The sequence below is a fragment of the Geomonas subterranea genome (genome assembly GCF_019063845.1).
GTDB lineage: Bacteria > Desulfobacterota > Desulfuromonadia > Geobacterales > Geobacteraceae > Geomonas > Geomonas subterranea.
Map to the genome: position 1 here is coordinate 38,979 of NZ_CP077683.1, position 13,070 is coordinate 52,048.

Consider the following 13,070-nt stretch of genomic DNA (forward strand, 5'->3'; position numbering starts at 1 on the left):
GAGCATCAGAAATGACATTAAAGAGCAAATATGCCTGACTACCGACGTAATCACTATGTACCCGAGTGGTATCAGAAACGATTCCTCCCGAAAGGCCAGCGCTTTTATTACTTAGACCTGAAGCCGGAGACAGTTGTTTCGAACGGCCACAAATACCACCGGAGAGCTCTTCTCCGGTGGGGGGCTGAAAAATGTTTTTGCGAGCAAGACCTGTACACCACTCGCTTTGGGAAGTGGGAGTCTACGGAGATAGAACAAAAGTTTTTCGGGAAGATTGACGATTCAGGAAGGGATGCAGTCGAATATTTCTCCACATACAACCACGACAGCATAAGTTACGAAGCGCTTTACGCCATGCTGCCGTACATGACGGTGCAAAAACTCAGGACCCCAAAAGGACTTAAGAATCTTGCCCAAGCTGCAAGGTTGGATAATAAAAACCTTATTCTTTTTAAGCTTCAAGAGATCCAACAGATTTTCTGTGCCCTCTGGAGCGAGTGTATTTGGACCATTGCAGATGCCTCTGATTGTCGGACGAAATTCTTGGTCAGCGACCATCCTGTAACGGTTTACAACAAAGCTTGCTTCCCCTTGTCGGCATGGTGCAGGGACTGTAATGATCCAGGAATTTGGCTTTCCGCAAGCCACACGCTTTTTCCTCTCAACCAAGACAAAATCCTGATTCTCACGAACCTGTCGTGGGTGCGAAATCCCTACAGCAACCCCCTTGATCGGAGGCCAAATCCCAAGCTTTTCCGGCCGGCGGTCTTCAACTTCCTAAATATTCAAGTGGGAAGGAAGCTATCCGAGCTTGAGGTCGTTGAAATCAACTACGTGCTTAAGCAGCGAGCTTGGAGGTATATTGCCGCAGCCGAGAAAGAGTGGCTTTACCCTGAGCGTCACCTCAAAACGCAGAACTGGGACAAGCTTGGCAGCGGGTACCTCTTTATGCCTGACCCTCGCTCTGTCTCCTTTTCTTCTGAGATCTTAATCGGTTATACGAACCAGCATGTCCAAGGATTTGACGCCTATGGCAGGAGACCTTGGCATCCAGAGTACAACGGCAAAGACGAGCAAAATAGGGAGTGGGCGACATTCCAGGCATTTAAGGGGGAGTTTGCGAGGCTGTTCGGCCCAAAGCACAGGGGCAGTAGTAATGACTTCGGGAATTTCCACCTTGGACCGCGCGAGGACAGCCCACAGCTCCACGAATCACACCTGCAAGCTGAGCGTCGCTATAGCAAAAATCGCTACAAGAAAAGACGGTAAATTTGAGTGGGAATCGTCCCTCTCAACCAGCGGCAAGACCGGTCGGTACCGGTCAGCCTTATGGCGTTGGTCAGTTTAAAGATGAGTACTAATTGGAGGAATAAATGGTAGTTAAATGTCCATTTTGTGATTTTTCGGGAAATGTTGATGCTGCAAAGATACCCGAGGAAGGTAAGATAACGCGGTGCCCTAAGTGCGCAAAAGAGTTTGCAATATCAAAAAAAGAAGTTAACGAAAATATGAATAATACAACTACCTGCCCAAAATGCAGCAATATCCAGACAAACCAAGAAATATGTGAAAAATGTGGAGTTGTATTCTCAAAGTATAAAAAGAATAACATTACTAATAGAAGTACAGAATTTATAGATACTTCTAATTGCAACAAGCCATCTGAGATAAATGAGGATAAAAGTTACAATCTTGAATTAGTTAACCAATCAAAGCTTTTGGTGAAGTCATCTATTGCTATTATAATGATAATGGTATTGACTTTGGCAGGCTATGTTGTGCTTAGATCTAATAGTTGGGAATATAAGGTAGTGAAATTGAACGGCAGTATGGAACGAACTGGCGCCGACGCTTTTAAAGTCACAACCATAGTTCCATCTGAGGAAAACATTAATAAATACGGTCGTGACGGGTGGGAGCTAGTTAGCTCACATCTTGAATACGAAACTGCTTATCCTAATTTTGGTAATACAGACTATGTCACAGGGATTCAACCAAATGTGAGACCGCAGAGCTTAGTGTTAATATTTAAGCGTAAAGGCAAGTTATTTGGGCCTAAGGGGACGTAGTTGATTAGCTGAGTAGGAGGACGCTGACGTTGAAGGTATTGAGGTATATGGGGATAGTGACGACTGGAACCAGTCGAGATAAACCTGCGCCGGGGACAATTGCTGCTACTCAACCAGGGACTAAACATGCACCCAAAAATCTACACAGTTACAGCAATAACAGCTTTACTTGCGGCCTGTGCAACACCGCCCGTCGCTCCTTCGTCAACCCAGGGCGCGAATACCGCCGCGTTGTACATTACTGATGGCAATAAAGCTGGTTTCTCCATTTATCAGAATGGGCGGATGGTGGTTGCCCCGTTGGAAAACGGCTACCTGACCTACCGGTTAACGAACCGCAGCTTCACCATCAGGACCAAATTCCAAAGCCTGCGGATATACCTTGCAGAAAAGGACGCCGGAGAATTCAGGCAAAGTAAAAAGACGAGGTTGAATGTGCTTTCCTCGGTGTTGGCTGGAGCGTCAGAAAGCAACTCCGACACCTTGTTTGTAGCAGATCACACCGACCCCCTGTCGTCCAATAACTCCATAGACAGTTACAGCGGGCTGAAAACGAGTACAGGATCTGAAAATTCCTATGCAGTGGGTAATTTTTATTTCCTGAAAACCGGCAAAGAAGTCTCTCTGCCAAAGTACGCAGGGACTTTGTTTGGCTATGCATGGGTTGATCTCAATGGGGACCAAAAAATCGGACTTGATGAAGTCTCCAAAATCAAGCTTCTTATCAACACAAAGTGATGGGCACACTGAAGGGAAAAGGGGACAGGCTACTTTTGTTAGTTGTGGCAGCAGCAGACAACTGAAAAGTAGCCTGTCCCCTTTTCCTCTGTCCACTCTCAGGGGGGCGGTCTTCGGCGAAACCTCATCCTGCAAGGCACGTCAGTTGTCAGGCGCGGATTTCCCGGTATGCTCATTGACTCAAGATAACTGACTCAGAGAGCTGCTTCTCTCAGGGAGGGATAATGGAATTTAAAAATCTGCTGTGGGATGTAAAGGACGGCGTCGTGACGGTGACGGTGAACCGTCCTTCGGCGATGAATGCCATGACGCCCGAAACTCTGGAGGAACTGCAGCGCGTGGTCGCGGGGATAGAGCACGACGATGAGATCCGTGCCGCCGTCATTACCGGGGCGGGCACAAAGGCGTTCGTGGCGGGCGCGGACATCTCGCTCATGCGGGACATGACTTCGACGCAGGCACGCAACCTGGCGCTCAAGGCCCATGGCATCTTCGGTGCCATCGAGCGCTCCTCCAAGCCCTTCATCGCCGCGGTCAACGGCTATGCCCTGGGGGGCGGCTGCGAGCTTGCCATGGCCTGCGATATCCGCATCGCTTCAGACAATGCCAGGTTTGGTCAGCCGGAGATCAACATCGGAATCCTCCCCGGTTTCGGCGGCTCGCAACGGCTCCCCCGGCTGGTCGGGAAGGGAAGGGCGCTGGAGATCATCCTCACAGGGGATATGGTCGATGCCGCGGAGGCTCTCCGCATCGGTCTGGTGAACCGGGTAGTGCCCCAGGGAGAACTGCTGGCCGAGGCGCAGGGACTGGCGGCCAGGATCGCCTCCAAGGGGAAGGTTGCCGCGAGGCTTTGCAAGGAGGCCGTAGTCAACGGCCTGGAGATGGATCTCGCCCGCGCCTGCGCCTATGAGGCCGAACTTTTCGGCTACAGCTTCGCCACCGCCGACCAGAAGGAGGGGATGAGCGCTTTCCTGGAAAAACGGGCGCCCGTTTTCCAGGATCGCTAGGACCGTTGCTGGGTGGCAGGTCTGATTTTTACGAAAGAGGTACCTGATTGATGGCCAAGGGCAGAGAGCAGTCACACCGGGATGCGATCATACAGCAATTCTCGCAGCAGGCCGTACCATTCACGCAGGTGCCGGGGCATTACGACGCGCTACAGCTCCTGGTGGAGATGTCGGGTGTCGGCAAGCTCGACGAAGTCCTCGACGTGGCGTGCGGCCCGGGGCTCGTTGCCTGCGAGTTCGCCAGATATGCAAAGCATGTGACAGGGGTGGACATTACGCCCGCCATGATAGAGCAGGCAAGGCAGCGTCAAGACGAACAGCGGCTGGAAAATCTCTCCTGGGACATCGGTACGGCCGTCCCGCTGGCTTACCCGGACCGCTCGTTTTCCCTGATCATCACCCGCTACAGCTTTCACCATCTTCTGAAGCCGCAGGAAGCGCTGTCGGAAATGATCCGCGTCTCCCGCCCCGGCGGTGCCGTAATGGTGGCCGATGTCGCCATGCCGCCGGCAAAATCGGCGGCCTACGACCATTTGGAACTGATCCGCGACCCTTCCCACACCCATGCCTTGACCGAAGAAGAGTTCGAAGCACTGTTCCAGCGCTCCGGCCTGGTCGACTGTCGCAGGAGTGCTTACGGCGTGGACATCGAATTGGAGACGCAGATACGGGCGTCCTTTCCCAAGCCGGGTGATGACCGGGTGATTCGGGAGTTGGTGAGCGCCGATGTGGGAGTCGACAGGTTAGGCGTCAATGCGCGCGAGGAAGCCGGAAAGATCGTCTACACCGTGCCGATTGCTGTGTATGTGGGCAGGAAAAGGTAAAAAAGGGGAAGTGGAAATCAAAGGGGGAGAGCGACACCATCCGCCTGTTGTCTACTCCTTGGGTGCGGAAGCGTGCTTTTCGGTCAGCACCACATACTGTTCCAGAATGTTTTTACGGAAATTCTCCGGTATCTCATCCCATATCATCACGTCGACGCGGAATGGCAACGAACTCTCCTCAAAGGCCTCCTTCAGCGCGGAAACAGGCTCGCGTTGCCCCGGTGCGGCGAAAACAACCAGATCAAGATCCGACGCGGGACGGGAAGTCCACTTGACCCGTGAGCCGTAGGCCCATACCTCGGTGTCCGGTATGTAGCCTTGCAGCAGAGACATAACGGATTTCCGCTGTTCCGGGGTGATATCGATCGAATTCTTCATTTCCACGTTTCACCGGTCATGGTCTGGTAAAGCCCAACGGCATCTCCGATAAAATCGCCCATCAGTCTCAGGCACTCTTCCGCCTTTTCGCCGCTGTAGTCGTGGGAGGTGTCGACACGGGCCTGGGCGTATCCCAGCCACCGTTCGACGGAGGGAAAAAGCTTGTTTTCGAAGCCGAGACGGAAAATCGGCTTGGGGCTGTTAGGGACATCGGGAATGCCCAGTTCTTCCGTCAGGTAGCGCTTCAGAATCTTCCACAGGCAGTCATAGCAGGTTTCAAAACGGTGCACAACCGACTCGGCGAGAGCTTCTCTGTCCAGTTGGGGGAGGTTTTCGCGCTCGCCTGACCTGCTATAGTTTTCAAACTGCAGCTCAAGATGCTTCAGGGATTTCTTGTATTTGTCATAATCGATCACGCGCGGACCCCCACCCTGTCCTGACAATATTGCTGCTGTTCGTGCCGCCGCGTCAACGGCCGCCATTCCTGACCACTTTTGCTTTAGAAGGTTAGAAATAACTGAGACGATAGCAGTTTTCTGGTTGTTTTTCCAGCCCTTTGACGTGGCATTAGCGGGGAGGCTCTGCCCGAGGTTACGCTGGTGCAAAGAAAGACACTTGTACCCAGCGCAAAAAGGCCCGCCGGAACTAATCGGCGGGCCTTTTCTCAGCTGCGTCTTGATTTTACCGTCTTAATTCTTTTTACCTTACGCACACTCGGAGTAGCCGCAGACGCGGCAGACGGCGCAGCCACCTTCGTGCTCCACCACGCCACCACACTCGGGGCAGGCGCCACGATCGAAGGCGGGGGCTTCGATGACTTCGGCCACGCCGGTCAGCGAAAGGTGCGACTGGATGGCTTTTGCCACCGCGTCGGCGCAGGAAAGGACCTTGTTGTCGCCGAAACCGCTCGGCGCGTGGCAGGAGATGCCGAGGAGCTGCTTCACTACCTGGCGGCCCTGGATGCCGCTTCTCCAGGCGAGCGACACCATGCGGCCGATGGCCTCGCACTGGGAGGCGGCGCAGCCGCCGGCTTTGCCCATGGTGGTGAAGACTTCGAAGAGGCCGGTGTTGTCCTCGTTGATGGTGATGTAGAGCGGACCGCAGCCGGTCTGCATCTGGTAGGTCCACCCTTTGAGGGCTTTGGGACGCTCGCGCTTGGCGTTGCGCTTGTCTTCGACATGCACCGGCGCAGCGGCGACCTTCGCTTCCTCCTTCTTGCCGACGGAGAGGACCTGCTCGTCACGGGAACCGTCACGGTAGATGGTGACGCCCTTGCAGTTGGTCTCGTAGGCCAGACGGTACACCTTCTCGACGTCCTCGACGGTGGCCTCGCGCGGGAAGTTGACGGTCTTCGAGACGGCGTTGTCGGTGTGACGCTGGAAGGCGGCCTGCATGGTGATGTGCTCTTCCGGGGTGATGTCGTGCGCGGTGACGAACACGTCGCGCACGTCCTCGGGGATCGTGCTTATGTCATGGACGGTACCGTGCTCGGCGATCCTCTGCATCAGCTCATCGGTGTAGAAGCCCTGCTCCTTGGCGATCTTCTCGAAGAGCGGGTTCACTTCGACCAGGATGTTCTTGTCCATCACCTGGCGCACGAAGCTGACGGCGAAGAGGGGCTCGACGCCGGAGGAGGCGTTGGCGATGATGGAGATGGTGCCGGTCGGCGCGATGGTGGTGACGGTCGCGTTCCTGATCGGCGCGGCGCCGGGCTTGTCGTAGATGGAGCCCTTGAAGTTGGGGAAGGCGCCACGGGTTTTCGCCAGTTCGCGCGAGGCGATCTTCCCTTCCTCGTTGATGAACTGCATCACCTTCTCGCCCAGTTCGACCGATTCCTCCGAGCCGTACGGGATGCCGAGCATGATCAGCATGTCCGCCCACCCCATGACGCCCAGACCGATCTTCCTGTTGGAGCGGGTCATCTCGTCGATCTGCTGCAGCGGATAGTTGTTCACCTCGATGACGTTGTCGAGGAAGTGGACGGCGGTGCGCACGACTTCACGCAGCTTGTCCCAGTCGACCTTGCCGTGCAGCACCATCTTGCCGAGGTTGATGGAGCCCAGGTTGCAGGACTCGTACGGCAGAAGCGGCTGCTCGCCGCAGGGGTTGGTGGACTCGATCTCGCCGATGTGCGGGGTCGGGTTGTCCTTGTTCAGACGGTCCAGGAAGATGATGCCCGGCTCGCCGTTCTCCCAGGCCTGCTTCACGATGCGGTTGAACACCTTGCGCGCGTTCAGCGTGCCGGCCGGCTTCTTGTCGCGCGGGTTGAATATGGTGTAGTCGCGGTCCGCGTCGACCGCCTTCATGAACTCCTCGGTGATGCCGACCGAGATGTTGAAGTTGTTCAGCTGGCGCTGGTCGTTCTTGCACATGATGAAGTCCATGATGTCCGGATGGTCGACACGCAGGATCGCCATGTTGGCGCCGCGGCGGGTGCCCCCCTGCTTGATGGTTTCCGTGGCGATGTCGAACACCCTCATGAAGGAGAGGGGGCCGCTGGAGATGCCGGTGGTCGACATGACCACGTCGTTGGCCGGACGCAGGCGCGAGAAGGAGAAGCCGGTGCCGCCGCCGGACTTGTGGATCAGCGCGGTGTTCTTGACGGATTCGAAGATTTCCTCCATGCTGTCCCCCACCGGAAGCACGAAGCAGGCGGAGAGCTGCCCCAGCTCGCGCCCCGCGTTCATCAGGGTCGGGGAGTTGGGGAGGAACTCGAAGTTGGTCATCATGGTGTAGAACTTGTCGGAGAGTGCCGGGATGTCGGCCTTCTTGTCGAAGACGGCATCGGCCTGGGCGATCGCGGTCGCCACGCGGCGGAACATGTCGGCGGCAGTCTCAAGGGGCTTCCCGGCCTGGTCCCTCTTCAAATAGCGCTTCTCCAGCACCGTCAATGCGTTCTTGGTAAGGCCGGGGATGTGACCCTTTTCGACTGTTTTCTTCATAACCTTTCGTCCTCCTTGGAATATTCAACATGTAGCCATGTCATTTGCGTGTGGCCCTATATTTTGTGGGCGGGCAGAAATAAACCACAACATGTATGACGAAGTCAAGCCTTAATAGATTAAAATTTTGGCTCTTCATAAAAAACGAAATTGCCGCTATTTACGCCGCTGGGCCATTTACAAGCGGGGCGTCGCTGTGATATTGATGTGTGGTTAATTTTTCTGCCGGGAGTCGCCATGACCCAGTGTGATTGCAACAGCCAGAAAGAATCCCTTGAGTCCCAGGTAAAGGCACTCACGGACCTGATAGAGGTCGCCAAAGCAGTCGTCTCCACGCTCGACCTGGACACGGTGCTGCAGGCGATTCTCACCTCCGCGATGAGATTCGCCGAAACTCCGGCCGGCAGCGTCGCGCTCTACTACGATGCGAAGCGCGAGTTGAGTCTGCATGCGCACTCGGGTCTCACGGCGGACTTCGTCAAGAGGGAGCGCTGGGAGGTTGCCCCCGGCGGGCTGACCGAGCAGGTGCTGAGGGCGGGGGAGATCTTCTACATAGAGGACACCGAGCAGACCCCGTTCTTCAACAACCCGGTCGCCCTCAACGAGGGGATCCGCTCGCTGGTCTGCGTGCCGCTCATCTTCCAGGAGCGGATCGTGGGAATCCTCTATCTCGACGACTTCGCCCCGAGGCAGTTCGACCGTGAGAAGATGAATCTCCTCTCGATCCTGGCCTCCTTCGCCGCCATGGCGATTCACAACGCCACGCTGCACAAGCGGACCACCCTTTTGGCGATCACCGATTCGCTGACCGGCCTGCACAACCACCGCTACTTCAAGCAGTACTTCCGGCAGGAGATGGCGCGCGCCAAGCGCTACCACAAGCCGTTCTCGATCATCATGATGGACGTGGACGATTTCAAGTCCTACAACGACACCTACGGCCACGCCACCGGGGACCGTCTTTTGGAGCTGATGGGTGAGGTGATCCTGCAGACCATCCGCGGCGTCGACGTCGCCTTCCGCTACGGCGGGGAGGAGTTCATCGTGCTGTTGCCGGAGACGCGGCTGGAGCAGGCGATCCTGGCGGCGGAGCGCCTGCGCGACGCCGTGCAAAGCGGCACCGCCAACAGGCTGGTGGAAGGGACCAATCGCGGCGTGACGGTGAGCATCGGGGTCGCGAGCTATCCCGAGAACGCCGACAAGATGGACGAGCTGTTCAATATCGTGGATTCACTGCTCTACCTGGCCAAGCGCTGCGGCAAGAACAAGGTCTACCACCAGGAAAGCCTTCAGATACCGGCGACATGAAAAGATCCCTCGCACTCATCTGCTGCGGGCCGCTTCTGGCGGCCTTTTTGCTTCCCACCTTCGCCAAGGCTACGGTGGGCGGGCCCTGGTTCGCCAAGGCTACGGTGGGCGGGCCCACGTTCGCCGAGGCTACGGTGGACGGGCCCAGGTTCGCTGAGGCTACGGTGGGCGGGCCCACGTTCGCCAAGGCTACGGTGGGCAGGTCTGCTGACGGGCCTTCGTTCCTTATCGCTGCGGCGGGGGAGACGGGGGCAACCAAAGGTTCGGGGGGAGAGAGCGCACCGGCGCCGGCTCAGGCTGCGACGGCGGCTGCGGCTGCGGTTCCGGCTGCGGCGCCTTCGCGGGTCGAGGCGGCGTTCAAACCGCAGCTGTCATACGGGGACCAACTGCTGGCGGAGGATACGGTCTGGCGCGGGGAGGTGCTGGTGGAGGGGACGGTGACCGTTGCGGCCCAGGCGACGCTCACGGTGGAGCCGGGGACGGTGGTGCGCTTCAAGAGGAGCGAGGGACACACTCCCATCCTGGTGGTGCAGGGGCGGATCGAGGCTGCCGGTACCAAGGAGGATCCCATCCGTTTCACCTCCAGCTTCGCCACTTCGGCTGCGGGGGACTGGCTGGGGATCACACTCCTCGGGAGCGAAAAGAGGAACGTCCTGGAGAACTGCCGCATCGACGGGGCCCAGACCGGTCTCGAGGCGCTCTTCTCCAACCTGACGCTGAAAGGGGTGCGGGCCGAGCGCTGCGCCGTCGGCATGCGCTTCCAGGATGCGCTGGTGCAGATGGAAGCGGGGGGCGCCTCGGACTGCGACTCCGGCCTCATCTTCGCCAACAGCGAAGCGACCCTGCGCGGACTGAACGTGGTCGGCAACCGCGTGGGGATCTCGGCGCTGAAAAGTTCCATCTATCTCGAGGACGGAAGTCTCGCCATGAACCGCTCCGCCCTCTCTTGCGACATGTGCCGGGTCAAGCTGGCCGGCGGCGCGGCCCTGGACAACGGCCGGGGTGTGACCCTCCTGGAGAGCGAGGGGAGTGTCAGCGGCATGAAGCTCGCGCGCAACAGCGATTACGGCCTCTCCCTGACCGGATCGCGCGTACGGGTGGAGGGCAACCTGATCACCGGCAACGGTATGCAGGGGATGCTGGTCTTCGACGGCGCCGGGGTGGCCTGGAACAACATCATCAGCGGCAACAGCGGGCACGATATCTACAATGCCGGAACCGAGGAGTTCCGCGCCCCCGGCAACTTCTGGGGGGAGAGCGTTCCCAGGATCTATGACAACGGCGGCCGCGGCAAGGTCAACATCGTGCCGCAGCTGAAAACGGCGCCTAGCCGCAATTAATGGACCTGACGGCAGTTCGATATTCGACGTTCGGCGTTTGAACCGGACATCGGACCAGCCGGGAAAACCGTCGGCCACGGAGAAAATCTGAGGACATCTGAGAAAACCTTTTTACAAGGTGAACATGCAGTTTCAGCAGTTGATGGTGAACGATAAGGAACAGATGTAGCGGCCTGGAAATGGCAGCATGAGTGGAAGCAGTATAACGAACGTTGAACGTCGAACGTTGAACGGCTTTTGGAGAGAGAATGACACGCACAAACGGCCGCGCGGCCGACGCGCTCAGAGATGTGAAGATCACCCGCAATTACCTCAAACACGCAGAAGGCTCGGTTCTCATCGAGTTCGGCGACACCAAGGTCATCTGCAACGCGACGGTCGAGGCGAAGGTTCCCTCGTTCCTGAAAGGGAAGGGGACCGGTTGGGTGACGGCGGAGTACTGCATGCTGCCGCGTGCAACTCACACCAGGAACCAGCGCGAATCCTCCAAGGGGAAACTCTCGGGACGTACCCACGAGATCCAGCGTCTGATCGGGAGATCGCTGCGCGCCGTGGTGGACATGGAGAAGCTGGGTGAGCGCTCCATCCTCATCGACTGCGACGTGATCCAGGCCGACGGCGGCACCCGCACCGCCTCCATCACCGGCGCGTACGTCGCGCTGGCCGACGCCCTGCAGACCCTGGTGGACAACGGTGAGCTGCCCCAGAGCCCATTGCGCGAGGCGGTGGCCGCGGTGAGCGTCGGCATCGTCGACGGCGTTCCCGTTCTCGACCTCGACTACCCGGAGGATTCCAGCGCCGAGGTGGATATGAACTTCGTGATGACCTCGTCCATGCGCTTTGTCGAGGTGCAGGGGACCGCCGAGGCCGAGCCGTTCACCATCGAGCAGATGGACGCCATGCGCAACCACGCCATGCTCGGGCTTTCCCGGCTCTTCGAACTGCAGCGGGAGGCGCTTCAGGCATGAAAGAGCTCCTGGTGGCGTCGGGCAACAAGGGAAAGCTGAGGGAGTTCGCCGAGCTGTTGCGCGGGGTGGTGGAGACGATTCTCTCTCCGGCGGATTTTCCGGAGCTGCCGGACGTGGTGGAGGACGGTGACACCTTCGAGGAGAACGCGATCAAGAAGGCGCTCTCGGCCGCGCGGTTCACCGGAAAGCCGGTGCTCGCGGACGATTCCGGACTCTGCGTCGACTACCTTGGGGGGCGTCCCGGCGTCTTCTCGGCCCGCTTCGCCGGAGAGCACGCAAGCGACGCCGACAACAACGCGCTCCTTTTGAAGGAGCTGGCCGGCGTGCCTCGCGAGGAGCGCACGGGCGCGTTTCACTGCGTCATCGCGCTCTGCCTCCCGGACGGGACCTGCCAGACCTTCGACGGGATGCTGGCGGGGGAGATTTTGGAGGCGCCGCGTGGGGAGGGGGGCTTCGGGTACGACCCGCTGTTCCTGGTGCCCGAGTACGGGGAGACCTTCTCGGAACTGCCCATGGAGGTGAAGAACTCCATCAGCCACCGCGGGCGGGCCATGCAGATGCTCAAAGAGGCACTCACGCTAAGCCGCCAAGACGCAAAGAAGAACTGAAAAACCGGTTTACAGGGATAAAGGGGATAAAGGGGATAAAGGGGATAAAGGGGATGGTTAAACCTTCCAGGGACGTTATCCCTTTTATCCCCTTTATCCCTGTTCATTGCCTTATGTTTACAGAAAAAAGATCTTGCACAGCCCGAAACCCTGTGCTATAAACGTGCTTCTTGAATCGGGGTGTAGCGCAGCCTGGCTAGCGCACCTGCCTTGGGAGCAGGGGGCCGGAGGTTCGAATCCTCTCACCCCGACCACTCAAGCAGTTTCTCTCTGCGCCTGTAGCTCAGCTGGATAGAGCAACGGCCTTCTAAGCCGTAGGTCAGAGGTTCGAACCCTCTCAGGCGTACCACAATTGAATATGGTGGGTATGGTGAAGCGGTTAACACAAACGACTGTGACTCGTTCATACGTGGGTTCGAATCCCACTACCCACCCCAACCTATAAAAAGCGACCCCGTTTAAAAAGCGGGGTTTGTTGTTTCAGCTGTTCGATTTTGCGAGAGTGGCGGAATTGGCAGACGCACCAGACTTAGGATCTGGCACCGCAAGGTATAGGGGTTCAAGTCCCCTCTCTCGCACCAGTAATAAAATCAAAGGGTTATCCGGTTTCGGGTAGCCCTTTTTGTTTGCATCCTAAGCGATTTGCATCCTTTTGTGCATCCTTTTTGCCGTTGTTCCAGCCTCTCGTGCAATCTCACGGTGTAGCGTAGCCGTGCAGCGGGTTCGGTGAATTGGAGGTGACGGGGAAGTTTGTCGGGAAGGGGATGTCCGGATTCGTTCAGAAGCCGTACAATTTCAAGGCCCTGCGCGAGAGCATTCTCGGTCTGGACTCCGACACAAATAGCGATTAGACGCCGGCGCCAGGCAAATTGTCAAGTCCGCTAACGG

Annotated in this window: 12 protein-coding genes and 4 tRNA genes; 13 read left to right on the forward strand and 3 right to left on the reverse strand. The window is 57.5% G+C overall.

The window, feature by feature from the left end; all coding sequences use genetic code 11:
• The first annotated feature begins 30 nt into the window (after nt 1–30).
• From KP001_RS00160 to KP001_RS00180, 5 genes are all read left to right on the forward strand, one after another.
• Nucleotides 31–1,269, forward strand: a complete 1,239-nt coding sequence (locus tag KP001_RS00160; protein WP_217287594.1) for a DUF4238 domain-containing protein — start codon at nt 31–33, stop codon at nt 1,267–1,269.
• Nucleotides 1,270–1,373: 104 nt separating this feature from the next.
• The gene (locus KP001_RS00165; RefSeq protein ID WP_217287595.1) at nt 1,374–2,069 is read left to right on the forward strand and encodes a DUF4177 domain-containing protein; all 696 of its coding nucleotides are present in this window, start codon (nt 1,374–1,376) and stop codon (nt 2,067–2,069) included.
• A gap of 126 nt (nt 2,070–2,195) precedes the next feature.
• Nucleotides 2,196–2,807, forward strand: coding sequence for a hypothetical protein (locus KP001_RS00170; protein WP_217287596.1), 612 nt, complete (start codon nt 2,196–2,198; stop codon nt 2,805–2,807).
• A 224-nt stretch (nt 2,808–3,031) separates the two neighbouring features.
• A complete protein-coding gene (locus KP001_RS00175; RefSeq protein WP_217287597.1) occupies nt 3,032–3,814 on the forward strand; it encodes an enoyl-CoA hydratase-related protein in 783 nt (260 codons plus the stop codon).
• Between the two features lie 50 nt (nt 3,815–3,864).
• Complete coding sequence (locus KP001_RS00180) at nt 3,865–4,638, forward strand: class I SAM-dependent methyltransferase (RefSeq protein WP_217287598.1); 774 nt, start codon at nt 3,865–3,867, stop codon at nt 4,636–4,638.
• A 51-nt stretch (nt 4,639–4,689) separates the two neighbouring features.
• Here KP001_RS00180 and KP001_RS00185 read toward each other — a convergent pair whose 3' ends face one another.
• The 3 genes from KP001_RS00185 to KP001_RS00195 all read right to left on the reverse strand — a co-directional run bounded on the left by KP001_RS00185 (nt 4,690) and on the right by KP001_RS00195 (nt 7,958).
• Nucleotides 4,690–5,016 (reverse strand): nucleotidyltransferase family protein, encoded by a 327-nt coding sequence (locus tag KP001_RS00185; protein ID WP_217287599.1) that lies wholly within the window; start codon nt 5,014–5,016, stop codon nt 4,690–4,692.
• A complete protein-coding gene (locus KP001_RS00190) occupies nt 5,013–5,432 on the reverse strand; it encodes a nucleotidyltransferase substrate binding protein (protein WP_217287600.1) in 420 nt (139 codons plus the stop codon). The genes KP001_RS00185 and KP001_RS00190 overlap by 4 nt, the downstream gene beginning before the upstream one ends.
• A 288-nt stretch (nt 5,433–5,720) precedes the next feature.
• Nucleotides 5,721–7,958 (reverse strand): vitamin B12-dependent ribonucleotide reductase, encoded by a 2,238-nt coding sequence (locus KP001_RS00195; protein WP_217287601.1) that lies wholly within the window; start codon nt 7,956–7,958, stop codon nt 5,721–5,723.
• Nucleotides 7,959–8,195: 237 nt separating this feature from the next.
• On the opposite strand from KP001_RS00195, the gene KP001_RS00200 reads away from it, so the two are divergent.
• The 8 genes from KP001_RS00200 to KP001_RS00235 all read left to right on the forward strand — a co-directional run bounded on the left by KP001_RS00200 (nt 8,196) and on the right by KP001_RS00235 (nt 12,763).
• Nucleotides 8,196–9,266: a sensor domain-containing diguanylate cyclase gene (locus KP001_RS00200; RefSeq protein ID WP_217287602.1), complete on the forward strand. Its 1,071-nt coding sequence runs from the start codon at nt 8,196–8,198 to the stop codon at nt 9,264–9,266.
• A complete protein-coding gene (locus KP001_RS22145; RefSeq protein ID WP_217287603.1) occupies nt 9,263–10,606 on the forward strand; it encodes a beta-helix domain-containing protein in 1,344 nt (447 codons plus the stop codon). The genes KP001_RS00200 and KP001_RS22145 overlap by 4 nt, the downstream gene beginning before the upstream one ends.
• A gap of 248 nt (nt 10,607–10,854) precedes the next feature.
• Complete coding sequence (gene rph / locus KP001_RS00210) at nt 10,855–11,574, forward strand: ribonuclease PH (RefSeq protein ID WP_217287604.1); 720 nt, start codon at nt 10,855–10,857, stop codon at nt 11,572–11,574.
• Nucleotides 11,571–12,182 (forward strand): XTP/dITP diphosphatase, encoded by a 612-nt coding sequence (locus KP001_RS00215; RefSeq protein WP_217287605.1) that lies wholly within the window; start codon nt 11,571–11,573, stop codon nt 12,180–12,182. The genes rph and KP001_RS00215 overlap by 4 nt, the downstream gene beginning before the upstream one ends.
• Nucleotides 12,183–12,358: 176 nt before the next feature.
• A tRNA-Pro gene (locus KP001_RS00220) sits at nt 12,359–12,436 on the forward strand.
• Between the two features lie 18 nt (nt 12,437–12,454).
• Nucleotides 12,455–12,531: transfer RNA gene (locus KP001_RS00225), tRNA-Arg, on the forward strand.
• A 12-nt stretch (nt 12,532–12,543) separates the two neighbouring features.
• A tRNA-His gene (locus tag KP001_RS00230) sits at nt 12,544–12,619 on the forward strand.
• 59 nt (nt 12,620–12,678) lie between these two features.
• A tRNA-Leu gene (locus tag KP001_RS00235) sits at nt 12,679–12,763 on the forward strand.
• Nucleotides 12,764–13,070: the final 307 nt, after the last annotated feature.